The sequence below is a fragment of the Streptomyces sp. NPDC007896 genome, from assembly GCF_042959425.1.
GTDB lineage: Bacteria > Actinomycetota > Actinomycetes > Streptomycetales > Streptomycetaceae > Streptomyces.
The window spans coordinates 542,874-567,754 of record NZ_JBIBKX010000004.1; the positions used below are offsets into that span (position 1 = coordinate 542,874).

25 protein-coding genes are annotated in these 24,881 nt (G+C 69.9%); 15 read left to right on the plus strand and 10 right to left on the minus strand.

The annotated features are described in order from the left end of the window. Nucleotides 1–25 precede the first annotated feature (25 nt). Complete coding sequence (locus tag ACFZDJ_RS17070) at nucleotides 26–1,318, plus strand: MFS transporter (RefSeq protein ID WP_390931985.1); 1,293 nt, start codon at nucleotides 26–28, stop codon at nucleotides 1,316–1,318. 35 nt (nucleotides 1,319–1,353) lie between these two features. Here ACFZDJ_RS17070 and ACFZDJ_RS17075 read toward each other — a convergent pair whose 3' ends face one another. From ACFZDJ_RS17075 to ACFZDJ_RS17090, 4 genes are all read right to left on the minus strand, one after another. Continuing rightward, entirely contained in the window at nucleotides 1,354–1,830 is a 477-nt protein-coding gene (locus ACFZDJ_RS17075) for a MarR family transcriptional regulator (RefSeq protein WP_390931983.1), read from the minus strand. A 92-nt stretch (nucleotides 1,831–1,922) separates the two neighbouring features. After that, nucleotides 1,923–2,732: an AIM24 family protein gene (locus tag ACFZDJ_RS17080; RefSeq protein WP_391059796.1), complete on the minus strand. Its 810-nt coding sequence runs from the start codon at nucleotides 2,730–2,732 to the stop codon at nucleotides 1,923–1,925. Continuing rightward, nucleotides 2,729–3,379, minus strand: a complete 651-nt coding sequence (locus ACFZDJ_RS17085) for an AIM24 family protein (RefSeq protein WP_054233194.1) — start codon at nucleotides 3,377–3,379, stop codon at nucleotides 2,729–2,731. Before ACFZDJ_RS17085 ends, ACFZDJ_RS17080 begins: the two co-directional genes overlap by 4 nt. A 1-nt stretch (nucleotide 3,380) precedes the next feature. Then, entirely contained in the window at nucleotides 3,381–4,013 is a 633-nt protein-coding gene (locus tag ACFZDJ_RS17090) for an AIM24 family protein (protein WP_099920624.1), read from the minus strand. Between the two features lie 213 nt (nucleotides 4,014–4,226). On the opposite strand from ACFZDJ_RS17090, the gene ACFZDJ_RS17095 reads away from it, so the two are divergent. From ACFZDJ_RS17095 to ACFZDJ_RS17115, 5 genes are all read left to right on the plus strand, one after another. Then, complete coding sequence (locus ACFZDJ_RS17095; RefSeq protein WP_391059798.1) at nucleotides 4,227–4,574, plus strand: DUF3817 domain-containing protein; 348 nt, start codon at nucleotides 4,227–4,229, stop codon at nucleotides 4,572–4,574. Further along, nucleotides 4,571–4,864: an MTH1187 family thiamine-binding protein gene (locus ACFZDJ_RS17100; RefSeq protein ID WP_054233191.1), complete on the plus strand. Its 294-nt coding sequence runs from the start codon at nucleotides 4,571–4,573 to the stop codon at nucleotides 4,862–4,864. The genes ACFZDJ_RS17095 and ACFZDJ_RS17100 overlap by 4 nt, the downstream gene beginning before the upstream one ends. A 149-nt stretch (nucleotides 4,865–5,013) precedes the next feature. Then, nucleotides 5,014–5,763, plus strand: coding sequence for a hypothetical protein (locus tag ACFZDJ_RS17105; protein WP_168511278.1), 750 nt, complete (start codon nucleotides 5,014–5,016; stop codon nucleotides 5,761–5,763). Nucleotides 5,764–5,786: 23 nt separating this feature from the next. Further along, nucleotides 5,787–6,443: a DUF4166 domain-containing protein gene (locus tag ACFZDJ_RS17110; protein WP_095857771.1), complete on the plus strand. Its 657-nt coding sequence runs from the start codon at nucleotides 5,787–5,789 to the stop codon at nucleotides 6,441–6,443. Next, nucleotides 6,440–7,075, plus strand: a complete 636-nt coding sequence (locus ACFZDJ_RS17115; RefSeq protein WP_384917054.1) for a TetR/AcrR family transcriptional regulator — start codon at nucleotides 6,440–6,442, stop codon at nucleotides 7,073–7,075. The genes ACFZDJ_RS17110 and ACFZDJ_RS17115 overlap by 4 nt, the downstream gene beginning before the upstream one ends. A gap of 71 nt (nucleotides 7,076–7,146) precedes the next feature. On the opposite strand, the gene ACFZDJ_RS17120 is transcribed toward ACFZDJ_RS17115, so the two are convergent. Next, nucleotides 7,147–8,133: a DUF5937 family protein gene (locus ACFZDJ_RS17120; RefSeq protein WP_391059800.1), complete on the minus strand. Its 987-nt coding sequence runs from the start codon at nucleotides 8,131–8,133 to the stop codon at nucleotides 7,147–7,149. A 130-nt stretch (nucleotides 8,134–8,263) separates the two neighbouring features. On the opposite strand from ACFZDJ_RS17120, the gene ACFZDJ_RS17125 reads away from it, so the two are divergent. The 4 genes from ACFZDJ_RS17125 (at nucleotide 8,264) to ACFZDJ_RS17140 (ending at nucleotide 12,323) form a co-directional block, all read left to right on the plus strand. Further along, nucleotides 8,264–9,601, plus strand: coding sequence for an MFS transporter (locus ACFZDJ_RS17125; protein ID WP_391059846.1), 1,338 nt, complete (start codon nucleotides 8,264–8,266; stop codon nucleotides 9,599–9,601). 11 nt (nucleotides 9,602–9,612) lie between these two features. Then, nucleotides 9,613–10,122, plus strand: a complete 510-nt coding sequence (locus ACFZDJ_RS17130) for a MarR family winged helix-turn-helix transcriptional regulator (RefSeq protein ID WP_054233186.1) — start codon at nucleotides 9,613–9,615, stop codon at nucleotides 10,120–10,122. Nucleotides 10,123–10,209: 87 nt separating this feature from the next. After that, nucleotides 10,210–10,548, plus strand: coding sequence for a DUF3817 domain-containing protein (locus tag ACFZDJ_RS17135; protein ID WP_099920619.1), 339 nt, complete (start codon nucleotides 10,210–10,212; stop codon nucleotides 10,546–10,548). A gap of 74 nt (nucleotides 10,549–10,622) precedes the next feature. Next, complete coding sequence (locus ACFZDJ_RS17140; RefSeq protein ID WP_384917061.1) at nucleotides 10,623–12,323, plus strand: methylmalonyl-CoA mutase; 1,701 nt, start codon at nucleotides 10,623–10,625, stop codon at nucleotides 12,321–12,323. 123 nt (nucleotides 12,324–12,446) lie between these two features. Here the strand turns inward: ACFZDJ_RS17140 and ACFZDJ_RS17145 are convergent, their stop codons facing one another. Beyond that, the gene (locus ACFZDJ_RS17145; protein ID WP_390931973.1) at nucleotides 12,447–13,073 is read right to left on the minus strand and encodes a TetR/AcrR family transcriptional regulator C-terminal ligand-binding domain-containing protein; all 627 of its coding nucleotides are present in this window, start codon (nucleotides 13,071–13,073) and stop codon (nucleotides 12,447–12,449) included. Nucleotides 13,074–13,351: 278 nt separating this feature from the next. On the opposite strand from ACFZDJ_RS17145, the gene ACFZDJ_RS17150 reads away from it, so the two are divergent. The 4 genes from ACFZDJ_RS17150 to ACFZDJ_RS17165 all read left to right on the plus strand — a co-directional run bounded on the left by ACFZDJ_RS17150 (nucleotide 13,352) and on the right by ACFZDJ_RS17165 (nucleotide 17,674). Then, complete coding sequence (locus ACFZDJ_RS17150) at nucleotides 13,352–14,329, plus strand: tetratricopeptide repeat protein (RefSeq protein ID WP_390931972.1); 978 nt, start codon at nucleotides 13,352–13,354, stop codon at nucleotides 14,327–14,329. Nucleotides 14,330–14,988: 659 nt separating this feature from the next. Then, nucleotides 14,989–15,621 carry a DUF6230 family protein gene (locus ACFZDJ_RS17155; RefSeq protein ID WP_067369161.1) on the plus strand — a complete coding sequence of 211 codons (633 nt, stop codon included), beginning with the start codon at nucleotides 14,989–14,991 and terminating at the stop codon, nucleotides 15,619–15,621. A 120-nt stretch (nucleotides 15,622–15,741) separates the two neighbouring features. Next, a complete protein-coding gene (locus ACFZDJ_RS17160; protein WP_389603048.1) occupies nucleotides 15,742–16,365 on the plus strand; it encodes a DUF6114 domain-containing protein in 624 nt (207 codons plus the stop codon). Continuing rightward, complete coding sequence (locus tag ACFZDJ_RS17165; protein WP_391059802.1) at nucleotides 16,355–17,674, plus strand: hypothetical protein; 1,320 nt, start codon at nucleotides 16,355–16,357, stop codon at nucleotides 17,672–17,674. Before ACFZDJ_RS17160 ends, ACFZDJ_RS17165 begins: the two co-directional genes overlap by 11 nt. Before the next feature lie 210 nt (nucleotides 17,675–17,884). On the opposite strand, the gene pyk is transcribed toward ACFZDJ_RS17165, so the two are convergent. From pyk to pta, 3 genes are all read right to left on the minus strand, one after another. Next, complete coding sequence (pyk, locus tag ACFZDJ_RS17170; RefSeq protein WP_390931968.1) at nucleotides 17,885–19,318, minus strand: pyruvate kinase; 1,434 nt, start codon at nucleotides 19,316–19,318, stop codon at nucleotides 17,885–17,887. A 121-nt stretch (nucleotides 19,319–19,439) separates the two neighbouring features. Continuing rightward, on the minus strand, nucleotides 19,440–20,657 hold the full coding sequence (locus ACFZDJ_RS17175) for an acetate/propionate family kinase (protein WP_391059848.1): 1,218 nt from the start codon (nucleotides 20,655–20,657) through the stop codon (nucleotides 19,440–19,442). A 35-nt stretch (nucleotides 20,658–20,692) separates the two neighbouring features. After that, complete coding sequence (pta, locus tag ACFZDJ_RS17180; RefSeq protein ID WP_391059804.1) at nucleotides 20,693–22,771, minus strand: phosphate acetyltransferase; 2,079 nt, start codon at nucleotides 22,769–22,771, stop codon at nucleotides 20,693–20,695. A gap of 218 nt (nucleotides 22,772–22,989) precedes the next feature. Here pta and ACFZDJ_RS17185 point away from each other — a divergent pair, with 218 nt between their 5' ends. Next, nucleotides 22,990–24,015 carry an ATP-dependent 6-phosphofructokinase gene (locus ACFZDJ_RS17185; RefSeq protein ID WP_384917079.1) on the plus strand — a complete coding sequence of 342 codons (1,026 nt, stop codon included), beginning with the start codon at nucleotides 22,990–22,992 and terminating at the stop codon, nucleotides 24,013–24,015. A gap of 71 nt (nucleotides 24,016–24,086) precedes the next feature. Here the strand turns inward: ACFZDJ_RS17185 and ACFZDJ_RS17190 are convergent, their stop codons facing one another. Beyond that, nucleotides 24,087–24,716, minus strand: coding sequence for an XRE family transcriptional regulator (locus ACFZDJ_RS17190; RefSeq protein WP_390932536.1), 630 nt, complete (start codon nucleotides 24,714–24,716; stop codon nucleotides 24,087–24,089). Nucleotides 24,717–24,881: the final 165 nt, after the last annotated feature.

Consider the following 24,881-nt stretch of genomic DNA (forward strand, 5'->3'; position numbering starts at 1 on the left):
CGCCTCCCGGTCGAGGAACCCCGACATGTCTGCGCCCGCGCCGCGGCCCTCGTACGCCGCGTTCTTCCGTGTCCCCCACACCCGCCACACCTTCACCGCCGCCCTCATCGGCAGACTCTCGTACGGCATGGTCTCGCTGGCCATGATGCTCAGCGTGACCGAGGCCACCGGCTCGTACGCCGCCGCCGGCACGGTCATGGCGCTGTTCGGCGCGACGAGCGTGCTCCTGTCGCCCGCGAGGGCGGCCCTGATCGACCGCCACGGCCCCCGCCGCGCCCTCATCCCGATGGCCTCGCTCTACGCCGCCCTGCTCGCGGCCCTCGCGACAGCGGCCTGGCGGCCCGGAACACCCGCACCCGCCCTCGGCGCCCTCGCCGTCACCGCGGGCGCCTGCACGCCGCCCCTCGGCCCCACGGTGCGCGCCCTGTGGGGCGAGGTCATCGAGGACAAACGGGTCCTGCAGCGGGCATACAGCCTGGACGGCATCGCCGAGGAGATCCTCTTCGTCTCGGGCCCGCTGCTGGTGGGCGCGGTCGTCCAGTTCGCACTCCCGGCCGCCGCGCTCGCGCTCTGCGCCCTGCTGGTGTGGACGGGAACCCTCGCCTTCGTCCTGTCGCCGGCCGTGGCGGGCGTACGTCCGGCGGTCACGAAGCCCGTCGCACGCTCACGGCACCGTTTCCGTGACGGGCGCGCGCTCCTGCAGCCCGTCGTCGTCGCGGCGGGCGTCGGCCTGTCCGTGGGAGCCGTCGACCTGCTGGTGATGGCCTACGCCACACGGCACCATCACGGGAACGACGTGGTGGCCTGGGTGCTTGCCGCACTGTCGCTGGGCAGTGCCCTGGGCGGCATCCTGAACGGCGCCGTCGACTGGCGTACGCCCGCACGGGTGCGGCTGCCGCTGCTGGCGGGCGGCCTGGGCCTCGCCCTGGCGGCCGCGGGCCTCGCTCCAGGCCTCGGCACCCTGACCGTCGCCGTGGCCTGCGCCGGTTTCTTCGTCGCCCCGGCCCTCACGACGTCGTACCTGATCGCCGACGAGGCGGCCCCGCCGGGCCGCCGTACCCAGGCCGGAGCCTGGGTCAACACCGCAGTGAACGCCGGAAGCGCGGGCGGCACCGCGGGAGCGGGCCTCCTGGTGGGCCACCTGCCCCTGGGCCTCTGCTTCGCCCTGTCGGGGACGGTGGGGGTGGCGGCGGGACTCCTCTCCGTGCGCCAGGCGGGTCCGCGCCCCAGAGGGGCGCGGGGAACTGCGCGACCAGCCGCGGACGGCCCGCAGCCGCACAGCGGCCCGCACACGCAGAGCGGCAGCCATCACGGGTAGGACGGCCCGCCGCCTCTCGCGCACTCAGCGGAGCGTTACGGCTTGCCCCGCTGCCCCCGCAAATGCTCCGCGATCGGCCGCAGCGACTTGTGCAGCTCCTCCAGGGCCTCCGGGGACAGCAGGTCCATGAAGTGCCTGCGCACGGACGCCACGTGGTGCGGGGCGACCTTCTTCATCGTCTCCATGCCGTGCTCGGTGAGGACGGCGAACAGTCCCCGGCGGTCGGACTCGCAGTTCTCGCGCCGGACCAGGTCCGCGTTCTCCATGCGGGTGATCTGGTGCGAGAGCCGGCTCTTGGACTGGAGGGTGGCGGCCGCGAGATCGCTCATCCGCAGCCGGAACCCCTCCGACTCGGAGAGGTTCACCAGGATCTCGTAGTCGTTCATCGTCAGCCCGAACGGCTGCAGATCCCTTTCGAGCTGGTACGTCAACAGCCTGTTGACCTCCAGGTGGATGCGCCAGGCGCACTGCTCCGCATCGGTCAGCCAGCGCGTGGCCGTCTCGGTCTCCATGAATCAAGTCTACCTAAAATGTTGAAAGGCGAACTAGTGAGGGTGGTGTGACTACGCGCACGCGTTCGACGTCACACTCCGCAGACTACCGCTCACAGACCGAAGCGACGCTGGAGGTCTCCGAGCTGTCCGGGAAGACGCGGTGTGCCGGCTTGCTGACCGTGCTGTCCCTGGTGACCTGGTACCCCGCCGCCGCCGGGTACGCCCGGCTCATGCGGAACGGCCCCCGTGGCCTGCTCGGCCATGAGGACCTCCGTGGACTGCAGCAGGACCGTGCCGGCCCCTACGAACTCGAACTGGTGCTCCTCTCCAGAGGCCCCGCCGAGGCCTGTCAGTGCACGTAGACCGCCCATGAGGCCTGTCATGTACCCGTGGTCATAGTGATGGCACGGGGACGGGCAGTCGGCCCAGCCGACAAGCGCTTGCGGATCCACCCGGATGGGAGGCTCCATGAACACCACCGGACCGTTAGAGGCCGCTACGAACTTGCCGGTTCCGATCAGCGTCAAAAAGCCCGGCACGATCGATTGCTTGAGCGCGAGACTTGGCTGAAAAGCGAGCAGGTTGCCAGAGCGAATGGTCAGGTTGCCTTCGTCCAAGTCATACGAATTCACGTCGAAGGCCCGGTCGGCGAGGAGCATCTTGCCCGAGCCCTCCGCCACCACCCAGTCGCTTGCGTGCAGAGGCGAATGGAAAGATGCGCGCACGAGACGGTCCAGTCGGCCGTGCCCGATGCCGTTGAAATCCATCGACCCGTAGTAGGCGATCATCTTGCCCTTCTGCAGGAACCACTGGCTCCCCTTGAGCTCCACGCAGAAGGTGTACTTGTTGACGTTGTCGTCGACCGGCAGGGTCATCGGGTCGTAGATCACCGGGCCGCCCGGAGTCCCGTACGCGCTCACAGCTTCTCCTCCGAGGCCTGGACGTACACCGCACCACTGCCGCTCAGCTCCAGCTGGAACGCCTCGCCCGAGCCGCGGCCCACCATGTCGCGCCAGCCGAGCGCCGTGGACAGCTTGTTGCGTACGTCACCGTGGTGCGCCACGTACGCCTGGGGGTCGACATGGATGGGGCGCTGGGGGGAGATGGGGACCTCGATCACACCCCCGTGGGCCATCACGGCCACCGCGCCGTGCCCCTTGAGAGTGGTCGTGAAGAGCCCCTGGCCTGTCACCTGGCCGCGGACCATGCCCATGACCCCGCCCTGCGAGCCGAGGAACATCGTGCCCTGCTGGAGGGTGCCGTCGAAGGCCAGCAGCCGGTCCGCCTCGACGTACAGCGTGTCGCCCGAGAGGTTGATCACCTGGATGTGATGGCCGCCGTGCCCGAAGAAGACCGTGCCGCTGCCCTCGACGGTCATCAACGGGGTGGCCTCATTGGCGACCCGGCGACCGATCATCGACATGATCCCGCCCTGGCCGCCCTGGACGTTGGGCGTGAAGGAGACCTCGCCCTTGTAGGCGAGCATCGCGCCGCGCTGACTGAACAGGCGCTGGCCGGGCAGGACCGTCGCCTCGATCATCTTGGAGTTCACTTCGCGGAACGGCATGTCACAGGTCCCCCGCGATCGTGTTGCGCTCACTGGGCTGTACGTAGACCAGTCCGTCGCCCTCGAAACGGATCTGGAAGGCCTCGCCGCCGCCCTCGCCCATGAACGTGCGGAATGTCACGCCGGCCTGGAAGGACTGCCGGACATTGCCCTGGTGCGCGATGTACGCCCCCGGGTCGACCGTCAGCGGGTACTGGGAGCTGACACGCAGCACCACCGCCGGGCCGTCGGACGTGATCGCCGCCTGGCCGTGGCCCTCGACGGTGGTCGTGAACAGCCCGTTGCCCTGGGAGGCGCCTCTGAGGCCGGTGAAGGACGTGCCCGTCCGCAGGCCCGCGTCGGTCGCGAGCAGGTTGCTGGACTCGACGTACAGCTTGTCCCCCTGGAGGTTCACCAGGTTGATCTCGCTGGCCCGGTCCGCGAACCAGCAGGTCCCTTGCCCTTTCACCTCCATCACCGTCATCTGCTCACCGGTGATGCGCCGGGTCACCATCCCGCGGATCCCCTCCCCACCGCCGCTCAGCTTCTTGAACGCCATCTGACCGTCGTACGCGACCATCGAGCCGTTCTTCGCCTTCACGGCGTCCCCGGTCATGTCGACGGCCAGCACCTTGCTGCCTTGAAGTCGGAACATCGCCACGTGGTGAAGGTAGCGGCAGGGTGGGAACGCGGACAGGGCCCACGGGTGGATCTCACCCCTGAGCGGACCCTTAGGGGCCAAGCGGACATCCCCGCCCCGCACCCCGGGGCGGGGATGTCCCGGCTCGGATGCCACAATGGGGACGCTTGTGCTTGCGTTCACAAAGCGGCTCCCCGCCGAAAGCGAATCTCCCACCGAAGGTGACCCGTGGACATAAAGACCGCCACCGCCCTCCGCCGCCTCCGCCTGGTCTCGGCCCCCGAGGCCGTCTCCTTCCTGCTGCTGCTCCTGTGCTCGGTGCTGAAGCGGACCACGGACTTCAACGGGGTGCCCGTCATGGGTTCCATCCACGGGATCCTCTTCATCCTGTACGTGATCTTCTGGGCGGACGCCTGGAGCCGCACCAAGTGGAGCAAGAAGACGGCGGCCTTCTACTTCGTCCTCTCCGTGCTGCCCACCGGCGGTTTCTTCGCCGAGCGCAAGCTCCGGCGCGAGAGCGAGGACGCGGTCATCGCCTCCCGCGCCCGCCGCGAGGGAGTCGTGAAGTCCTCATGATCGTCGCCTTCTCCGTGACGCCCCTGGGTGTCGGCGAGGACGTGGGGGAGTACGTCGCCGACGCCGTCCGGGTCGTGCGTGAATCGGGGCTGCCGAACCGCACCGATGCCATGTTCACCTCCGTCGAGGGGGAGTGGGACGAGGTGATGGACGTGGTCAAGCGCGCCGTCGCCGCCGTCGAGGCACGGGCGCCGCGCGTCTCCGTCGTCCTGAAGGCGGACATCCGCCCCGGTGTGACGGACGGTCTGACCTCCAAGGTGGAGACCGTGGAGCGGCACCTGTCCGCGTAGGCCTTCGGCGAGAAGACCCCAAACCCCGGTCCTGTGGGCCGGGGTTTCTCGCGCCCGACCGTTTGAGCGATCGCTCAAACCCCGGTAATCTCAGGCGCGGTTGATTGAGCGATTGCTCAAAAGTGGTCACTGATCTGGGGGTTCGGTAAATGGGGCTCTACGTAGAGACACATGTACGAGGCGATCTCGACGACCTGTGGGCACGGACGCAGGACCCCGCGCAGCACCAGCGCTGGGACCTGAGGTTCACCTCCATCGACTACCTTCCGCGTATCGAGGGCGAGCCGCAGCGCTTCCGGTACGCCACCCGGGTGCTGCCTTTCCTGACCGTCGCCGGAACCGGCGTCTCCGCCGGGGAGAAGGAGCGCCCCGACGGCACCCGCACCTCCGCCCTGCGCTTCGCCTCCCCGCACCCGCTCTCCCTCCTCGCCGAGGGCAGCGGCTACTGGCGCTACGTCCCCGACGCCGACGGCGTCCGCTTCCTCACCGGGTACGACTACCGCCCGCGCTGGGGCCGCTTCGGGGCGGTGGCCGACCGGCTCCTCTTCCGCCCCCTCATCGGCTGGGCCACGGCCTGGTCCTTCGACCGGCTGCGGATCTGGCTGGAGCGGGGCATCACCCCGGAGCGGGCGCTGCGCCACTGGCTCGCCGAGTGCGCCGTGCGCGGCTTCGTCCTGCTGGCCGCCTGCTCGGGCACGGTGTACGGCGCGCTCGTGGACGCGGCGGGCCCGCTGGCGCCGCTCGCCCTCTACTCGACCCCCGTACTGGCCGTCGTCGCCGCCCTCCTGGCCCTCTTCGCGCCTCCGCTGTCCGGTACCCCGGCCGCCCGCCGCTGCCAGCGCACCCCGATCGCGCAGGCCCGTGCCCCGCGCGTCCTCGCCACCCTGGAGCAGCGGTGACACCCTCCATCTTCCGCACCGCGATGGGCGCCGACTTCGACCGCCTCCACCCCGAGCTGCGGCGGCGCTTCTCCGTGGGCCTGGCCGGCGGCGAGGCGTGCACCGGCCACGGCGTCATGGACCGCGTCTGGCACGGGAGGGGCTTCGTGAAGCCGTTCCTCGCCCTGGGCGGCACCCGCAACATCCTCGTCCCGCGTGCGGGCCGGAACGTCCCCTTCATGATCGAGAATGTGCCCTACGCCGACACCTTCGGCCGTGAGACGGTGAGCTTCGTGCGCACCTTCGACCTGCCCGGCCGCTCCCGCCGCTTCGACGCCCAGATGGTGCTGAGCCCCAAGGGCGACCGCGTCCTGGACTACCTCGGCACGCATCAGCACCTCGCCAGCGACCTGCACCTGCGCGCCGAGCCCGACGGTTCCCTGCTGATCCGCTCCGGCGAACACCGCTTCCGGGAGGGCCCGGTGGACGTCCGCGTCCCCGAACTCATCGGCGCCGACGCCGAGGTACGCGAGTCCTTCGACGACTCCACGGGCCGCTTCCATATCCAGGTCCGGGTCGTGAACCGCCACTTCGGCCCGCTCTTCGGCTACGAGGGCAGCTTCCGGGCGACGTACACCGACGTCCGTACCCGCGGGGTCCGGCCCGGGCTGCGGCCCGTCCGCGAGGAGGCGCGCGCGTGAGCGAGGCGACCCGGGCGAAACTGCTGGAGGGCGCCCTGCGGACGCTCACCGAGCAGGGGATCGCGAAGACCTCGGCCCGTACGATCGCGGCGACCGCCGGGGTCAACCAGGCCCTCGTCTTCTACCACTTCGGATCTGTGGACGAGTTGCTGTCGGCCGCGGTCCGGTACGGGGCGGAGCAGCGGGTCGCGAACTACCGGGAACGGCTCGCCGAGGTCGGGTCGCTGACCGAACTCCTCGCGTTCGGGCGGGAGATGCACGAGGTGGAGCGGGCCGAGGGGCATGTCGCCGTCCTGGGGCAGCTCCTCGCCGGGGCGCAGACGGACGCGCGTCTGGCGCCCGCGACCTCGGCGGGGCTGGACCTGTGGATCACCGAGATCGAGCGGGTCCTGGTCCGGGTCCTCGCGCCGACCCCGCTCGGCGAGTTCGCCGATCCCGCCGGGCTGGCGCGTGCCGTCGCCGCGTCCTTCGTCGGCATCGAGCTGTACGAGGGGGTCGACCCCGAGGGTTCCCGGGCCGCCCTCGACGCCCTGGAACAACTGGCCGCCCTGGTCACCGCCCTCGACACCCTCGGCCCGGTCGCCCAACGAGCCATCCGCCATCACCTGCGCCGCCACGCCCCGCACAACTGACCAACGCCTTCTTCAGCCCCGCCTCCTGGCGCCCCGCCGGTCCGAACGGCTTCGCCTCGGGTGTCGGAGGGCTATCGCTCCGGAGCCGATGTGAGTGCCGTCCCCAGGGGGGTGCGCTCGTACAGGACCTGGTGGCCGTAGCGGCGTGAGGTGAGGAGGCCTCCGGCACGCAGGACCGTGAGATGGGCGGAGACGGACGACGGGGCGAGGCGGAGGCGGTGGGCGAGGGCTGTTGTGGTGGTGGGTTCGTCCAGGGCCGTGAGGACGGTGGCCCTGCCCCGTCCGAGGAGTCGCACCAGGGTGTCGGGAGTGTGGTCCGTCGGTTCGGCCCACAGGCCGCCGATGCCGCGGGCGGGGTAGGCGAGCGTGGGCTGCCAGGGGGGATCGAAGGAACTGACCACCTCCGGCCAGATGAAGACGCTGGGCACCAGAATCAGGCCCTGGCCCGCGAGGTCCCGCTCGTGCCGGCCCTTCCACTCGATGGTCAGCGTGTGGGAGCGCCAGCCGAACCGACGGTCTATCTCCGGCAGCAGCCCGCCCAGACCGACCTCCGCGAGCCGCCGCGAGTGGAAGGCGATGTCCGCCTCCAACAGGGCGCGCAGCCGCGGCCAGTCCGGCTCGACGAGCGCGTGCCAGGCCGTCTCCATCAGGTCGGCCAACTCCTGGACCATGCGCGCCGGGTCCTTCAACAGCGCCCGGCCTCGGGACGATTCGAGGGCGCCCGGAGTGTCGGCGAGCGACCTCGCGGCCTCCTCGCGGGCCGCCTCGGGGTCGGCCGCGCGGACCGCGGCGATCTCCTCCTCGAAGGTGGCCGCCGGACCGATCGGGGGCGGGCAGAGCCAGTCGGGGCAGTAGCCCCGCTGCGGCATCAGCAGCCACAGCGGTGCGAGGTCGAGACCGGCGGCGGCCGCGCGGATACGGCGCAGCCAGTGCGCGTGGTAGCCGTGCCGCGCGGGACGGTTGAGCGTGCGGACCGCCTCCTGCGTCTCCCACAGGGGCGACACCGCGAATCGGCAGTTGAGGAGGTCGTCCTCCCCGAAGTGCAGAAGAGAAGGCAAGGAACGGCACCCCCTGAGGATTCGGCCTGAGGATTCGGCACGAAGATCTGACCTGAAGATTCGGCTGGAGCCGAAACTCTACGGCCCGGCCCGACGGGTGAGCACGCTGTTGCCCATGCCGGAAGCCGAGATGAAGGGCGCGACGACGCTGCCCGAGCCGCCCAACGCCCCACCGACCACCCCACCGAACGCGCCCGAGGCCACGGGCTACGGCCGAGTCTTCGCCGTACGGGAGTTCCGCGCCGTCTTCGCCGCCCACGCGTTCTCGCTGCTCGGGCTGGTGGTCAGCGAGCTCGCCCTGTCCGTCCTGGTCTACGACCTGACGGGCTCGCCCCTGATGAGCGCCCTGACGTTCGCGCTCGGCTTCCTCCCGTACCTCGTCGGCGGCACCCTCCTCGCCGGCGCCGCGGACCGCTTCCCGGCCCGCCGGGTCCTCGTGGTGTGCGACCTGGTGTGCGCGGGCTGCGTGGCCGTCATGGTGGTGCCGGGCGCGCCCATCGCCGTACTGCTGGCCATGCGCTGTGCGCTCGCCGTCGTCTCACCGCTCTTCCAGGGGGCGCGGACGGCGACGCTGACCGACGTCCTCGGCGACGGCGACCTGTTCGTACTGGGCCGCTCCCTGCTGCGGATCGTCTCGCAGGGCGCGCTGCTCGCCGGGTTCGGGCTCGGCGGCGTGCTGCTCACCGTCGTGTCACCGCGCGGCGCGCTGCTCATCACGGTGTGCACCTTTCTGACCTCCGCCGCGCTGCTGCGCTTCGGCACCCGGCGACGGCCCGCGCGGGCCCGTGACGGTGGCGTCGGTGGCGCGCTGGTGCGGGACTCGCTGCGCGGAACCCGCCGGATCCTCGCCGACCGGCGCGTACGGGCCCTGCTCCTGCTGTTCTGGGTGCCGCCGATGTTCGCCGTCGCGCCGGAGGCGCTGGCCGCGCCCTACGCCGACGGGCTCGGCGCAGGATCGGCCGGGCTCGGCCTGCTGATGTGCGCCCTGCCGGTCGGCACGATCGCGGGGGAGCTGTACGCGGGTTCGAGGCTGCGGCCCGTGACCCGCACCCGGCTCGCCCTCCCGCTCGTCTGCGTCACCCTGCTGCCGTACGTCGGCTACGTCCTGCGGCCGGACCTCGGCTGGTCGCTGGTCCTGCTGCTGCTCGCGGGCGCCGGATCCGCGTACTCGCTCGGCCTGGACCAGTGGTTCGTGCGGGCCGTGCCCGAGGAGCTGCGAGGGCGGGCGATGACCCTGAACACCGCCGGGCTGATGACCGTCCAGGGAGTGGGGATGGCGCTGTCGGGGGTGGCGGCGGAGTTCGCCGGGGTGCGGGCGACGGTCGCGGGCGCGGGGGTGCTCGGCACCCTGTGCTGCGTACTGCTGGCGGTGGAGGCGCGGCGTACGGAAGGGGCCGCGACCCCCGCCGTAGAGGGGTCCGGGACCGAAAGGCGAGACGGGGCTGACCAGCATATGACCGGCGGGTAAGGTCTTATGCCGTGCCGAAGCCGCTCAGTCTTGCCTTCGATCCCATCGCCCGCGCCGACGAACTCTGGAAGCAGCGCTGGGGATCCGTGCCGTCCATGGCCGCGATCACCTCGATCATGCGCGCGCACCAGATCCTGCTCGCCGAGGTCGACGCGGTCGTCAAGCCGTACGGACTCACCTTCGCGCGCTACGAGGCACTGGTCCTGCTCACCTTCTCCAAGGCCGGCGAGCTCCCGATGTCCAAGATCGGCGAGCGCCTCATGGTGCACCCGACCTCCGTCACGAACACCGTGGACCGGCTGGTGAGGTCCGGGCTCGTCGACAAGCGGCCCAACCCCAACGACGGGCGCGGCACGCTCGCCTCCATCACCGAGAAGGGCCGTGAGGTCTGCGACGCGGCGACCCGCGACCTGATGGCGATGGACTTCGGGCTCGGGGCCTACGACTCCGAGGAGTGCGCGGAGATCTTCGCGATGCTGCGGCCCCTGCGCATCGCCGCGAGCGACTTCGACGAGGAATAGACGAGGGACGCAGGAGCACAGGGGCGGAGACGCGCCGGGGCGGGGGTGCTCGTAGATCGCGCAAAAGGGGTCGTTACGCTCATCCCCATGAAGAAGAGCGTGCTGACCCGCTACCGCGTGATGGCCTACGTCACCGGTGTGCTGCTGGTCCTGCTGACCCTCGGTGTGATCGCCAAGTACGTGCTCGACATGAACGGTGCCGTGGACTTCACCCGCGTCGTCGCCATCGCGCACGGCTGGCTCTACGTCGTCTACCTGGTCTTCGCCTTCGACCTGGGCTCCAAGGCGAAGTGGCCGGTCGGCAAGCAGCTGTGGGTGCTGCTCGCGGGCACCATTCCGACGGCCGCGTTCTTCGTGGAGCGGAAGATCACCCAGGAGCTGGAGTCGAAGATCGCGGAGGACTCTCCCGTGGTCGCCAAGGCGTAACCCTTACCGCCACGGGAGTGGTCCGTGGCGGTTCCCCATCGACATTTACTAGGACGTCCTAGTAAATTCGAAGCATGGACGCTGACGCCATCGAAGAGGGCCGCCGCCGCTGGCAGGCCCGGTACGACACCTCGCGCAAGCGTGAGGCCGACTTCACCACGCTCTCCGGGGACCCGGTGGAGCCGGTGTACGGGCCACGGCCGGGGGACAGGTACGACGGCTTCGAGCGGATCGGCTGGCCCGGCGAGTACCCCTTCACCCGCGGCCTGTACCCGACCGGCTACCGAGGGCGTACGTGGACGATCCGCCAGTTCGCCGGGTTCGGGAACGCGGAGCAGACGAACGAGCGCTACAAGATGATCCTCGCCGCGGGCGGCGGTGGACTGTCGGTCGCCTTCGACATGCCGACGCTCATGGGGCGCGACTCCGACGATCCGCGCTCCCTCGGCGAGGTCGGACACTGTGGAGTCGCGATCGACTCGGCGGCCGACATGGAGGTCCTGTTCAAGGACATCCCGCTGGGTGACGTCACGACATCGATGACGATCAGCGGACCGGCCGTACCCGTCTTCTGCATGTACCTGGTCGCGGCGGAACGGCAGGGCATCGACCCGTCCGTTCTGAACGGCACCCTCCAGACCGACATCTTCAAGGAGTACATCGCCCAGAAGGAGTGGCTCTTCCAGCCCGAGCCGCACCTGCGCCTCATCGGCGACCTGATGGAGCACTGCGCCGCGAAGATCCCCGCCTACAAGCCGCTGTCCGTCTCCGGCTACCACATCCGGGAGGCCGGCTCCACGGCCGCGCAGGAGCTGGCGTACACGCTCGCGGACGGGTTCGGTTACGTCGAGCTGGGGCTCTCGCGCGGCCTGGACGTGGACGTCTTCGCCCCCGGCCTCTCCTTCTTCTTCGACGCGCACCTCGACTTCTTCGAGGAGATCGCCAAGTTCCGGGCGGCGCGGCGGATCTGGGCGCGGTGGATGCGGGACGTGTACGGGGCGACGTCGGACAAGGCGCAGTGGCTGCGCTTCCACACCCAGACCGCGGGTGTCTCGCTGACGGCGCAGCAGCCGTACAACAACGTCGTCCGTACGGCGGTGGAGGCGCTCGCGGCGGTTCTCGGCGGCACGAACTCCCTCCACACCAACGCGCTGGACGAGACGCTCGCGCTGCCGTCCGAGCAGGCCGCGGAGATCGCCCTGCGGACGCAGCAGGTGCTGATGGAGGAGACCGGCGTCGCCAACGTCGCCGACCCGCTGGGCGGTTCCTGGTACGTCGAGCAGCTCACCGACCGGATCGAGGCCGACGCGGAGAAGATCTTCGAGCAGATCAAGGAGCGGGGGCTGCGGGCGCATCCCGACGGGCGGCACCCGATCGGTCCCATCACCTCCGGCATCCTTCGGGGCATCGAGGACGGCTGGTTCACCGGGGAGATCGCCGAGTCGGCGTTCCAGTACCAGCGGGCGTTGGAGAAGGGTGACAAGCGGGTGGTGGGCGTGAACGTCCATCACGGGTCCGTGACCGGGGATCTGGAGATCCTGCGGGTCAGTCACGAAGTGGAGCGGGAGCAGGTACGGGAGTTGGGAGTGCGGCGGGACGGGCGCGACGACGCGCGCGTACGGGCCGCGCTGGACGCGATGCTCGCCGCCGCGCGGGACGGGTCGAACATGATCGTGCCCATGCTGGATGCGGTGCGGGCCGAGGCCACGCTCGGCGAGATCTGTGACGTGCTCCGGGACGAGTGGGGTGTGTATACGGAACCGGCAGGCTTCTGACCCCCTGGGGCTCCGCCCCGGCCCCCGTGTTGCCCTCCTTCGACCGCGGGTGCGCGGGGGCTGGTCGCGCAGTTCCCCGCGCCCCTGAAAGCCTCAGCTCGTTTGAGGACGAGGAGAGTTGGGTCAGGTGGTGGGTGTTGTGCCGGTCAGGCCCAGGAGGAGCATCTGGGTGAACGCGCGGACCCACTCCTCGTCCGCCGGCTCCGCGCTGACGAGAGTGCGATGCACCACCGCCCCCGCGACCACGTCGAAGATGAGGTCCGCCGTACGCGCGGCGACCTCGGGGTCGGACTCCGCAGGGAGCTCGCCGCGCGCGGTGGCCCGCGCCCGCCCCTCCACGACGAGCCGCTTCTGGCGGTCGACGATGGACGTGCGGATGCGCTCGCGCAGCGGCTCGTCACGGGTTGACTCGGCCACCACCGCCATCAGGGCCGTCGCGGTCTCGGGACGGTTCAGGAGCGCCGCGAACTGAAGCACCACGCCCTCGATGTCGGCGGCGAGGCTCCCGCGGTCGGGGAGTTCCAGTTCGTCGAAGAGAACGGCCACCGCGTCGACCACGAGCTCGTTCTTGCCCGCCCAGCGACGGTAGAGGGTCGTCTTGGCGACCCCGGCCCGCGTCGCCACGTCCCCCAACGTCAGTTTGGACCAGCCCAGTTCGACCAGCGCCGCCCGCGTCGCCTGCAGGATCGCGGCGTCCGCGGCAGCGCTGCGCGGGCGTCCCGTGCGGGGGGTGGTGGCGCGACTCTGCATGTCAGGACCTTATCCGCCGCCCCGGGCGGCCAAATCAGGCGGTTGTGTGAAGTCGTGAGGGAGATCACCGGGGTATGGCGGACAGGGGAGCCGCGGGACAGTTACGCTACGAGCCGTAGCGAAAGCTCGTACACGGTGACTCGTGGACGGGTGACAACCACTGACGCCGGGTGGGGACCCGGTGTCCGACAGCACGGATCGAGTCGGGTCGCGTCGTAAAGCGGCCTGGCTTTCACAGCGCTTTTCACACGTGCGCGAGGAAGGGGGAGGATGTACTCATGCAGCCACGGAACATGTCCATGAGCGGAGTCGTCGACCTCGCCGCGGTGAAGGCGGCCCAGGAGGCCAAGGCGAAGGCGGAGCAGGCGCGCGCCGAAGCGGCCAGGCAGGGCGGCGGAGGCGGGGCCGTGTCTCCCGCCGGCCTCGTCATCGATGTCGACGAGGCGGGATTCGAGCGCGATGTCCTTCAGCGGTCCACCGAGGTCCCGGTCGTCATCGACTTCTGGGCCGAGTGGTGCGAGCCCTGCAAGCAACTGAGCCCGGTGCTCGAACGGCTGGCCGTCGAGTACAACGGACGGTTCGTCCTTGCCAAGATCGACGTCGACGCCAACCAGATGTTGATGCAGCAGTTCGGGATCCAGGGGATCCCGGCCGTGTTCGCCGTCGTGGCGGGGCAGGCACTGCCGCTCTTCCAGGGTGCGGCCGCGGAGGCGCAGATCCGCGAGACCCTCGACCAGCTCGTCGAGGTCGCCGAGCAGCGCTTCGGCCTCACCGGCGTGACCGTCGACCCCGACGCCGAGTCCGGCAGCGCCCCGGCGGTGCACGAGGTGCCGGCAGGGCCCTACGACGCCCTCCTGGAGGCCGCCGTACAGGCCCTGGACGCGGGTGACTTCGGCGGTGCCGTACAGGCGTACAAGAACGTGCTGAGCGACGACCCGGGCAACACGGAGGCCAGGCTCGGCCTCGCGCAGGCCGAGTTGCTGCAGCGCGTGCAGGGTGCCGACCCGCTCCAGGTGCGCAAGGACGCCGCCGAGAAGCCCAAGGACGTACCGGCGCAGATCGCGGCCGCGGACCTCGACCTGGTGGGCGGGCACGTCGAAGACGCGTTCGGGCGGCTCATCGACACGGTGCAGCGCACGGCGGGCGACGACCGGGATGCCGTACGGCTGAGGCTGTTGGAGCTCTTCGAGGTCGTGGGTGGCGACGATCCGCGGGTGATCGCGGCGCGCCGGGCGCTGGCGAGAGCGCTGTTCTGATCGACTCCCGGACCGGGTTCCGCCCGGTGTGCTGACCTGTTCCTAAACGCCGGGGCGTGTGATGCCCAGGTGAAAGATTTGCCGAGAGAGCGGCAGGTGGCCGCGCTTTACCAAAACTTGGTAAACGCGGCCGCTGTTACTTGGAGTAAGTCAGAGGCGTTGATCTGTCGGATTCTGTCCATGGATCAACTGTTTTGGTGTCCCCCCTGGCGCCACCCAGAGTTGTCGACCGATACCGCCGGGTCGTTGTTCGGTTATCCGGCCGTTACTAGCCAGTAACGAACCCCCTTGTGCGGGCGGCGAGAATGCACCACGATCGGCGACGCTCGGTCCATTCCCCCCTACCCCGACAACCAATCGGGTCAAGGGGTTTTCTGGGTCCCCACCGAGTAGGGGCGGCGGCAGTGGCGCCGACCCTTGGACAGGGGGGTCTCTACCGTTCGGCGGAGCCTGTCCAGCAGGTTGTGCGTGATGCGTGTCAGGCGCGACCAGTGGTTGTCGCTCGGGGGTGATCGCCGGTGATGTCGGGCGCAGTTGGCGCTCGACGAGTACGGGCGCTCTCCTTCCCGAGGACGTAGCACTTCTCCCATCCCTGCCCGGCTGAGCCGCCGACATGGGTCAGTCAGGGCCAGGAGATGTACGTCCGAGAAGGAGGAAATATGGAGTCCCAGGTGCGTGGCGGGACCAGATGGAAGCGGTTCGCGGTCGTGATGGTGCCCAGCGTGGCCGCCACGGCAGCGATAGGTGTCGCCCTCGCGCAGGGCGCTCTCGCCGCGTCGTTCAGTGTGTCGGGTCAGTCGTTCAAGGTGACGGCGGACTCGCTCCACGGAGAAGGCTTCTCGCAGTACGGAGCCATCGACTCGGGGTACACCCTCGACGGTCAGAAGACGGCTCACCCCGTCGCGGTCTCGGCGTTCAAGTCCGCGTCGATCACCAACATGTGCCAGTCCGTGGTCACCCCGAACATCCCGCTGCTCGGATCGGTCAGTCTGGTCCTGAAGGCGGGCGGCGGTGGCACGCCGGTCCAGGCCGAGAACCTGTACATCGACGTCGAGGACCTGCAGGCCGACGCGGTGTTCCACAACATCGACATCGGTGTTGCGGCCAAGGACGCCAGCAAGGGTCCGGGCATTGCCAAGGGTGACCAGGCGAACCCGTACGGATTCGCCCAGCAGGCCGACTCGGCCGACCTTACCGATGTGAAGCAGACGGCGTGGGCGACCACCGCCGGTACGTTCAAGCTCAGCGGCCTGAAGATGTCGCTGTCCAAGGGCGTCAAGGAGTGCTACTAGGCACTCCAGGGGCGGGCGGGGGAGCCGGCAGCTGCCCCGCCCGCCCCACCTTTTCCCGCAGTACGTGAACTACTCAAGCGCGTACGCCACACAGTAAAGCCGTTCCAGGGAGCCGTTTCCATGAGCGCCGAGTCACCCGGGCAGAGCGAGCACTATCTCCAAGTCTTCCGGCGGAACTTCCGTACCTGGAGGGGCGATCGCCCGTTCTGGGCCGGCTTGTTCATCCTGCTCGGCGGCTTCCCCATCGCCTACTTCCCGTACGCGAACCTCCAGATCGGCCATCTGACGCTGGCGATGTCCACCACCGCCGGCGCCGGCTCCCTGATCATCGGCGTGCTGCTCTGGGTCCTGGGCATCAGTCTCTGGTTCCAGAAGCACGTACGGACCTTCGCCGGGGTCGCCGCGATCCTGCTCGCGCTGGTCTCCATCCCGGTGTCCAACCTCGGCGGCTTCCTCATCGGCTTCCTCTTCGCCATGACCGGCGGCGCGATGGCGGTCTCCTGGGTTCCTGGCGAGCCCGGTGAGGAACAGGGTGCGCCGGCGCACAAGAGTGAGGGCGGCGCCCCGGACGCCCTCGACACCACCCCGAACACCCCGCACCTGCCGCAGAGCCCGGAGTCCACGGGCATCCAGCACGGTGCCGACAGCGCGGGCCCCGCGGTCGCCGACGAGTCGGGCGAGCCCAGGGACCTGTCAGGAATGAGCTCCGCTCACGGGGCGAACGGGAGGCACAGTGCCGGCTGACGAGGTGATCCGCGGGACCGAGGTGGACGAGTCCCGGGTGAGAACCGGGCCGCGCCACGCGGCCCCGAGGAAGCTGCTGTTCACCAGGTTCCACGTGCCCGCGGGCAAGGCCGTCGCCATCGCGGCGATGCCGACCGCGGTCCTCATGGGCATGGGGTTCACGCCGACACTCGCCCAGGCCGACGACCACGCGCCCACCAAGAGCCTGACGGCCGACGAGTACCAGAAGTGCGTCGAGGCCGTGGACGGCAAGGACACGTCGGCCAGCCCGACCCCCTCCGCCTCGGCGTCCTCCTCTTCCTCGGCGAGCGCCTCCGCGTCCACCGACAAGCCGGAGCCGACCCCCTCGGCCAGTGCGTCCTCGTCGCCGGACAAGACCTCTTCGTCGGATTCAGGTTCCGACGACAAGGCCGGGTCCACGCCGACGCCGTCCGCGAGCAAGTCGGCGCAGAGCAGTGGCGGCGGCACCGCGGCGACGGCGACCCCGTCGGCGTCCGCGAGCAGCGGGGGCGACCTGCTGGGCACCATCGGCGACGCGATCACGGGCATCTTCACCGGCGGCAGCGGCTCCACGGCGAGCGCCACTGCGAGCTCCACGCCGTCGGCCTCCGCGTCCGCCTCGGCGAGCGCGACCAAGGACACCGGCGACAAGACCACGTCCGACACGGTCAAGGACACCACCGGCAAGGTCGCCGACACGGTCAAGAACACCGTGAAGGACACGACCGACACGGCGACCAAGGCGGCCGAGGACACCACCAAGGCGCTCAAGGACGCGACCGACGCGGCCACCTCGTCCCCCAGCCCGTCCGCGAGCTCCACCACCAACGCGGCGGACTGCCCGGTCGCCACCGATGCCGAGGGCGGCGTCGACAACCCGGTGACCCTGCCCGACGACCCCTGGTACCTGAACGCCAGTTCGCTGCTCCTCAAGGGCGCGGACTACCAGGGCATCGTGAAGGTGAGGACCGCCAACGGCACCGTCAAGAAGGTCCTGAAGTACGTCATCTCCGACGGCACGGACATCGGCGACCTGCACCAGACGGTGAACGACAAGCAGTCCGGCAAGACGTACCACGTGCAGGCCGGCAGCGGTACGACGTCCACCATCCGTGACGGCAAGACGGTGATGTACACCGAAAGCATCTCCGGCAACCTGCTCGGCCTGATCCCGATCACGTTCAGCCCGGACAACCCGCCGCCGCTGAACATACCGCTGATCTACTTCACCAAGGTGAAGGTCGTACAGGCCGGCCAGTTCGGCGGCACGCTGACCATCCCCGGGCTGCACCAGTACGTGACCGGCTGACGGCCGGTCACCACCAAGACCCGTTCGGGAGCCGCACACAGGACTGTGGCCCGGTTCCTCCGCTCACACGGAGGGCCGGGCCACAGTCCTGTGAGCCCGGAGGCGTATCAGCAGTCGGCCGACGTGTTGCCGCAACCGCCCGTGATCAGCACGCACCGAGGGCGCCCCCTGTCGCAGGAGGCGCCCTCGGTGGCGTACGGGGGCCGCGGGTCAGGCGGTGCGGCCGCTCTCGCCCAGGTGGTGCACCCGGACCATGTTGGTGGTGCCGGGGACGCCGGGGGGCGAGCCGGCGGTCATCACGACGATGTCGCCGTCGTTGAACCGCTTGAGCTTCTGGAGCTCGTGGTCGACGAGGTCGACCATCTCGTCGGTGCTCTTCACGAACGGCACGACGTGCGACTCGACGCCCCAGCTCAGCGCGAGCTGGTTGCGGGTGCCCTCGTCGGTGGTGAAGGCCAGGATCGGCTGGGCCGCGCGGTAGCGGGAGAGCCGGCGGGCGGTGTCACCGGACTTGGTGAAGGCGACCAGGCCCTTGCCGCCGAGGAAGTCGGCGATCTCGCAGGCGGCACGGGCGACCGAACCGCCCTGCGTGCGCGGCTTCTTGCCGGGGACCAGGGGCTGCAGCCCCTTGGAGAGGAGCTCTTCCTCGGCCGCCACGACGATCTTCGACATCGTCTTGACCGTCTCGATCGGGTACGCGCCCACGCTCGACTCGGCCGAGAGCATGACCGCGTCGGCGCCGTCGAGGATCGCGTTGGCGACGTCGGAGGCCTCGGCGCGGGTCGGGCGGGAGTTGGTGATCATCGACTCCATCATCTGGGTCGCGACGATCACCGGCTTGGCGTTGCGGCGGCACAGTTCCACGAGGCGCTTCTGCACCATCGGGACCTTCTCGAGCGGGTACTCGACGGCCAGGTCACCACGGGCCACCATGACGGCGTCGAACGCCGCGACGACAGCCTCCATGTTCTCGACCGCCTGCGGCTTCTCGACCTTGGCGATGACGGGGACCCGGCGGCCCTCCTCGTCCATCACCTTGTGCACGTCGTTCACGTCGTTGGCGTCACGCACGAAGGACAGGGCGACCATGTCGCAGCCCATCCGCAGCGCGAAGCGCAGGTCCTCGACGTCCTTCTCGGACAGCGCCGGCACGTTCACGGCCGTGCCGGGCAGGTTGATGCCCTTGTGGTCCGAGATCACACCGCCCTCGATGACGACCGTCTTGACCCGGGCACCGTCGACCTCGACGACCTTCAGCTCGACGTTGCCGTCGTTGATGAGGATCGGGTCGCCCTTGGAGACGTCACCGGGCAGGCCCTTGTAGGTCGTGCCGCAGATGTGCTTGTCGCCGGGCACGTCCTCGATGGTGATGGTGAACTCGTCACCGCGCACCAGCTCGACGGGTCCCTCGGCGAAGGTCTCCAGACGGATCTTCGGGCCCTGCAGGTCGGCGAGGACACCGATGGCCTTGCCGGTCTGGGCCGCGGCGGCCCGGACCCGGTCGTAGCGGCTCTGGTGCTCGGCCTGCGTGCCGTGGCTGAAGTTGAAGCGGGCCACGTTCATGCCGGCCTCGATCAGCGCGACGAGCTGCTCGTGGGAGTCGACCGCGGGGCCGAGAGTACAGACGATTTTCGAACGGCGCATAGGGCGATCCTATCGGTTTGTTTCGCTACGGAATATTCCGTCTGGCGGAAGATACAAAGGGGCGCGCTGCCGCTCAGGTGAGGTGGCACGGTGCCGCCCGTTCGAGGTGGCGTGGTGCCGCTCAGATGAGGTCGTGGGACGCGCCCACGAGTGCGTAGGTCTGCGTGGCGATCTCCAGTTCCTCGTCGGTCGGCACCACGGCGACCGCGACCCGTGCGCCCTCGGGGGAGACGAGTCTGGGCCCGTCCCCTCGAGCCGCGTTCAGGTCGGCGTCGACCGCCAGGCCGAGTTCCTCCAGGCCGGCCACCGCGGCCTCGCGCACCGGGGCGGCGTTCTCGCCCACTCCGGCGGTGAAGGCGATCGCGTCCACCCGGCCCAGTACCGCGTAGTAGGCGCCGATGTACTTCTTCAGGCGGTGGATGTAGATGTCGAAGGCGAGCCGCGCCTGCTCGTCACCCTCGTCGACACGGCGACGGATCTCCCGCATGTCGTTGTCGCCGCACAGACCGATCAGGCCGCTCTTCTTGTTCAGCAAAGTGTCGATCTCGTCCGTGGACATCCCGCCAACGCGCATCAAATGGAAGATGACCGCGGGGTCCACGTCGCCCGACCGCGTGCCCATGACCAGTCCCTCCAGCGGCGTGAGCCCCATGGAGGTGTCCACGCATCGGCCGCCCCGTACGGCGGAGGCGGACGCGCCGTTGCCGAGGTGCAGCACGATGACGTTCACGTCCTCGGGAGCCTTGCCCAGGAGCTCGGCCGTCGCCCGGGACACATACGCGTGCGAGGTGCCGTGGAAGCCGTAGCGCCGGATGCGGTACTCGTCGGCGGTCCTCACGTCGATCGCGTAGCGCGCCGCCGACTCCGGCATCGTCGTGTGGAAGGCGGTGTCGAAGACGGCGACCTGGGGCAGGTCGGGGCGCAGCGCCCGGGCCGTACGGATACCGATCAGGTTCGCCGGGTTGTGCAGCGGGGCGACCGGGATCAGCCGCTCGATCTCGGCGAGCACGGCCTCGTCTATGACCGTGGGCGCGGTGAACTGCTTCCCGCCGTGCACCACCCGGTGGCCGATCGCGGCCAGCTCGGGGGAGTCCAGGCCGAGGCCGTCCTTGGCCAGCTCCTCGGCGACGGCCTTGAGCGCGGCGGCGTGGTCGGCGATGGGGACGATCGTCTCGCGGGTCTCGCCCGTGGTGAGCGCCGTGTGCTTCAGCCGGGACGTGCCCTCGCCGATGCGCTCGACGAGGCCCATGGCGAGACGACTGCTGTCGCGCATGTCGAGCAGCTGGTACTTCACCGACGAGGAGCCGGAGTTGAGGACGAGGACGCGGGTGGCGGTCACTGCGGGGGTGCCTTCTGGGTGGAGGACGGTGGTGGTCATGCCCTGCTCGGAGTCTGGGCCTGGATCGCCGTGATCGCGACCGTGTTGACGATGTCCTGTACCAGCGCGCCGCGGGACAGGTCGTTGACGGGCTTGCGCAGGCCCTGCAGGACCGGGCCGACGGCGATCGCGCCGGCCGAGCGCTGTACGGCCTTGTAGGTGTTGTTGCCGGTGTTGAGGTCGGGGAAGATCAGCACGGAGGCCTGCCCGGCGACCTCGGAGTCCGGCAGCTTGGTGGCCGCGACGGTCGGCTCGACCGCGGCGTCGTACTGGATCGGCCCCTCGATCTTCAGGTCGTCGCGACGCAGCCGTACCAGGTCGGTGGCCTCGCGCACCTTGTCGACGTCGGCGCCCGACCCGGACGTACCCGTCGAGTACGACAGCATCGCGATCCGCGGCTCGACGCCGAACTGTTCGGCGGTGGCGGCCGACTGGATGGCGATGTCGCAGAGCTGCTCGGCGTTCGGGTCGGGGTTCACGGCGCAGTCGCCGTAGACGAGGACCTTGTCGGCGAGGCACATGAAGAAGACGGACGAGACGATCTTGGTGTCCGGCTTGGTCTTGATGATCTCGAAGGCGGGCCGGATGGTCGCGGCGGTGGAGTGCACGGAGCCGGAGACCATGCCGTCGGCGAGCCCCTCCTGCACCATCAGCGTCCCGAAGTAGTTCACGTCGGCGACGACGTCGTACGCCAGCTCGACGGTGACGCCCTTGTGGGCGCGCAGGACGGCGTACTTCTCGGCGAAGCGCTCGCGCAGCTCGGAGGTGACCGGGTCGATCAGCTGGCAGCCGCCCAGGTCGATGCCGAGGTCGGCGGCCTTCTTGCGGATCTGGTCGACGGGACCGAGCAGCGTCAGCTCGCACACGCCCCGGCGCAGCAGCACCTCGGCGGCGTGCAGGACGCGGGCCTCGGTGCCCTCGGGGAGCACGACGCGGCGCTTGTCGGAACGGGCCTGTTCGAGGAGCTTGTGCTCGAACATCATCGGGGTGAGGCGGTCGCTGCTCGGCGCGGAGACGCGCCTGAGGAGGTCGCTGGTGTCGACGTATCGCTCGAAGAGGCCGAGGGCGGTCTCCGCCTTGCGGGGGGTGGCGGCGTTCAACTTCCCCTCCAGGGAGAAGAGTTCGGCCGCGGTGGGGAAGGAGTTCCCGGCCACCGAGATCACCGGGGTGCCGGGGGCGAGACGGGCCGCGAGGGTCAGGACCTCGTCGCTGGGCCGCTCGTTCAGGGTGAGGAGCACGCCGGCTATGGGCGGGGTGCCGGCGCTGTGCGCGGCGAGCGAGCCGATCACCAGGTCGGCGCGGTCGCCCGGGGTGACCACGAGACATCCCGGCGTCAGGGCGTTCAGGAAGTTCGGCAGCATCGCGCCGCCGAAGACGAAGTCGAGCGCGTCCCGGGCGAGGCCCGCGTCGTCGCCGAGGAGCACCTTGCCGCCGAGGGCGTGGGTGATCTGCGCGACGGTGGGCGCGGAGAGGGCGGGCTCGTCGGGCAGGACGTAACAGGGGACGGGCAGACGGTGGTCGATCCGCTCGCTGATCTCGGCGCGGTCGGCCGGGGCCACCCGGTTCACGACCATGGCGAGGACGTCGCAGCCCAGACCGTCGTACGCGCGGTAGGCGTTGCGCGTCTCGGCGCGCACGGACTCGGCGGTCTGCCCGCGTCCGCCGACCACGGGGATCACGGAGGCGCCGAACTCGTTGGCGAGCCGCGCGTTCAGCGCCAGCTCGTCCGGAAACTGGGTGTCGGCGAAGTCGGTGCCCAGGACGAGGACGACGTCGTAGTCGCGGGCCACGAGGTGGAACCGGTCGACGAGGGTGGAGACCAGCTCGTCCGCGCCCTGCTCGGCCTGGAGCGTGGACGCCTCGTGGTAGTCCATGCCGTACACGCTCGCCGGGTCCTGGGTCAGCCGGTAGCGGGCGCGCAGCAGCTCGAAGAGCCGGTCCGGGCCGTCGTGGACGAGCGGACGGAAGACGCCCACCCGGTCGACCTGGCGAGTCAGGAGCTCCATCACCCCCAGCTCGACGACCTGGCGGCCGTCGCCGCGGTCGATCCCGGTCACGTAGACGCTGCGGGTCACGCGTGCTCTCCATCCGTTGCGGCGCTGGGTGGTTTCGGGGCTCGGAAAAATGGCCCACTGGGGTGAGCGGAACCCTCTTGACAATACCTCTGAGGGTAGCTAAGGCGCCCGCCAGGACAAACGGCCTGGTGGGGAGGAGGGAATCGTCGGTGCCCTTCGTCTCGTGAAACAATCGGACCGGCTCACACGTACCAGCAGCGAGCAGGAGACACAGCACGATGCGTATCGGAGTTCTCACCGCAGGCGGCGACTGCCCGGGCCTGAACGCCGTGATCCGGTCGGTCGTGCACCGAGCGGTCACCAATTTCGGGGACGAGGTCATCGGCTTCGAGGACGGCTACGCGGGCTTGCTCGACGGCCGCTACCGCACCCTCGACCTCAACGCGGTCAGCGGCATCCTCGCCCGTGGCGGCACGATTCTCGGCTCCTCGCGGCTGCAGCGCGACCGGCTCCGCGAGGCCTGCGAGAACGCGCAGGACATGGCCCGCGAGTTCGGCATCGACGTGCTGATCCCGATCGGCGGCGAGGGCACGCTGACGGCCGCCCGGATGCTGTCGGACGCGGGGCTGCCGGTGGTCGGTGTCCCCAAGACGATCGACAACGACATCTCGTCGACGGACCGCACCTTCGGATTCGACACCGCGGTGGGTGTGGCCACGGAGGCCATGGACCGCCTCAAGACCACCGCCGAGTCCCACCAGCGCGTGATGGTCGTCGAGGTCATGGGCCGGCACGCGGGCTGGATCGCCCTGGAGTCCGGAATGGCGGCCGGCGCCCACGGCATCTGTCTGCCCGAGCGCCCCTTCGACCCGTCCGACGTGATGGCGATGGTCGAGGAGCGCTTCGCCCGCGGCAAGAAGTTCGCGGTCATCTGCGTCGCCGAGGGCGCCCACCCCGTCGAGGGCACCATGGACTACGGCCACGGCGCCATCGACCAGTTCGGCCACGAGCGCTTCCAGGGCATCGGTACGGCGCTGGCGTACGAGCTGGAGCGGCGCCTCGGCAAGGAGGCCAAGCCGGTCATCCTCGGTCATGTGCAGCGGGGCGGCACCCCGACCGCGTACGACCGGGTGCTTGCCACGCGGTTCGGCTGGCACGCGGTGGAGGCGGCGCACCGGGGCGACTTCGGGCGGATGACGGCGCTGCGCGGCACGGATGTGCTGATGGTGCCGCTGGCGGAGGCGGTCACGGAGCTGAAGACGGTGCCGAAGGACCGGATGGACGAGGCGGAGTTGGTGTTCTAGGTCGTACCGGCTCGGGTCGCACGACCGCGGGTCGCACGACCGCGGGTCGCACGACCTCGGGTCGAGCGGACTCAGTACGTGCTTCTTTGGAGCATCGCCCAGAAGTGATCGACGATCCGGTCGAGGAAGTCGCGGCCGGAGTCCTCGGCGTCGGCGGCGGCCGATCCGCCGCTCCAGCTGAGCGTGACGACCATCTGCCCCTGGTACTCGGTGTGCATCTCCTGGAGGACGTCCTCCAGGAGGCGGCGGTCCAGCGGGATCATCTTCCCGACCGGACGGACGTACGCCTGCCAGCGCGTCGTCACCGCGCTGCGCAGCAGCTCGGCCAGCTTGGCGTCGCGTCCGGTGACGGTGATGAAGTCCCGAAGCGACAGTTCGAGGGTGTCGGCGAGGGCGACCGACTGCCGGTCGTTGCCGCGCCACTCGTCGGCCTCCTCCATCCTCTGGTAGGCGAGGAGTTCGAGGCCGACGGTACGGGCGATGTCCTCCTGGGCCAGCCCGCGTGACACGCGGTGCTCGCGCAACGTCCTTGGTGCGCCGATGAGTTCACCCGGTGAGCACCACAGCACGCCCGCCAGCGCGGTGAGTTCGGGCCCAGTGGGGGTGGTCGTCCCTCTCTCCCAGGCCGCGACGAGGTCGGGGGTGACGTACGGCAGCCCGTACGAGGCTCGCATTCCGTACGCGACATGCTCGGGGCCCATGCCGAGGGCAGCCCGCAGTCTGCGGGCGGCCGGAGCGTTGAAGGGCGGGGTGGGCTGATGGGCCTGCGGTCGCTGCACGCGCACAAAGTATGGGGCCGGGGCGGTGGTGACTACGGTCTGTTCGGCCACAATTACGGATCGTACGAACATACGGTGTTGCCCTCG

Bases quoted from the DNA above. Each gene is read 5' to 3' on its own strand.
- ACFZDJ_RS17150 (WP_390931972.1), top strand. From the start codon at position 13,352: ATGCAGCCACGGAACATGTCCATGAGCGGAGTCGTCGACCTCGCCGCG.
- ACFZDJ_RS17105 (WP_168511278.1), top strand. From the start codon at position 5,014: ATGGGGCTCTACGTAGAGACACATGTACGAGGCGATCTCGACGACCTG.
- pyk (WP_390931968.1), bottom strand. From the start codon at position 19,318: ATGCGCCGTTCGAAAATCGTCTGTACTCTCGGCCCCGCGGTCGACTCC.
- ACFZDJ_RS17070 (WP_390931985.1), top strand. From the start codon at position 26: ATGTCTGCGCCCGCGCCGCGGCCCTCGTACGCCGCGTTCTTCCGTGTC.
- ACFZDJ_RS17110 (WP_095857771.1), top strand. From the start codon at position 5,787: ATGGGCGCCGACTTCGACCGCCTCCACCCCGAGCTGCGGCGGCGCTTC.
- ACFZDJ_RS17140 (WP_384917061.1), top strand. From the start codon at position 10,623: ATGGACGCTGACGCCATCGAAGAGGGCCGCCGCCGCTGGCAGGCCCGG.
- ACFZDJ_RS17190 (WP_390932536.1), bottom strand. From the start codon at position 24,716: ATGGGCCCCGAGCATGTCGCGTACGGAATGCGAGCCTCGTACGGGCTG.
- ACFZDJ_RS17145 (WP_390931973.1), bottom strand. From the start codon at position 13,073: ATGCAGAGTCGCGCCACCACCCCCCGCACGGGACGCCCGCGCAGCGCT.
- ACFZDJ_RS17100 (WP_054233191.1), top strand. From the start codon at position 4,571: ATGATCGTCGCCTTCTCCGTGACGCCCCTGGGTGTCGGCGAGGACGTG.
- ACFZDJ_RS17185 (WP_384917079.1), top strand. From the start codon at position 22,990: ATGCGTATCGGAGTTCTCACCGCAGGCGGCGACTGCCCGGGCCTGAAC.
- ACFZDJ_RS17090 (WP_099920624.1), bottom strand. From the start codon at position 4,013: ATGTTCCGACTTCAAGGCAGCAAGGTGCTGGCCGTCGACATGACCGGG.
- ACFZDJ_RS17075 (WP_390931983.1), bottom strand. From the start codon at position 1,830: ATGGAGACCGAGACGGCCACGCGCTGGCTGACCGATGCGGAGCAGTGC.
- ACFZDJ_RS17085 (WP_054233194.1), bottom strand. From the start codon at position 3,379: ATGCCGTTCCGCGAAGTGAACTCCAAGATGATCGAGGCGACGGTCCTG.
- ACFZDJ_RS17125 (WP_391059846.1), top strand. From the start codon at position 8,264: ATGAAGGGCGCGACGACGCTGCCCGAGCCGCCCAACGCCCCACCGACC.
- ACFZDJ_RS17160 (WP_389603048.1), top strand. From the start codon at position 15,742: ATGAGCGCCGAGTCACCCGGGCAGAGCGAGCACTATCTCCAAGTCTTC.
- ACFZDJ_RS17155 (WP_067369161.1), top strand. From the start codon at position 14,989: ATGGAGTCCCAGGTGCGTGGCGGGACCAGATGGAAGCGGTTCGCGGTC.
- ACFZDJ_RS17135 (WP_099920619.1), top strand. From the start codon at position 10,210: ATGAAGAAGAGCGTGCTGACCCGCTACCGCGTGATGGCCTACGTCACC.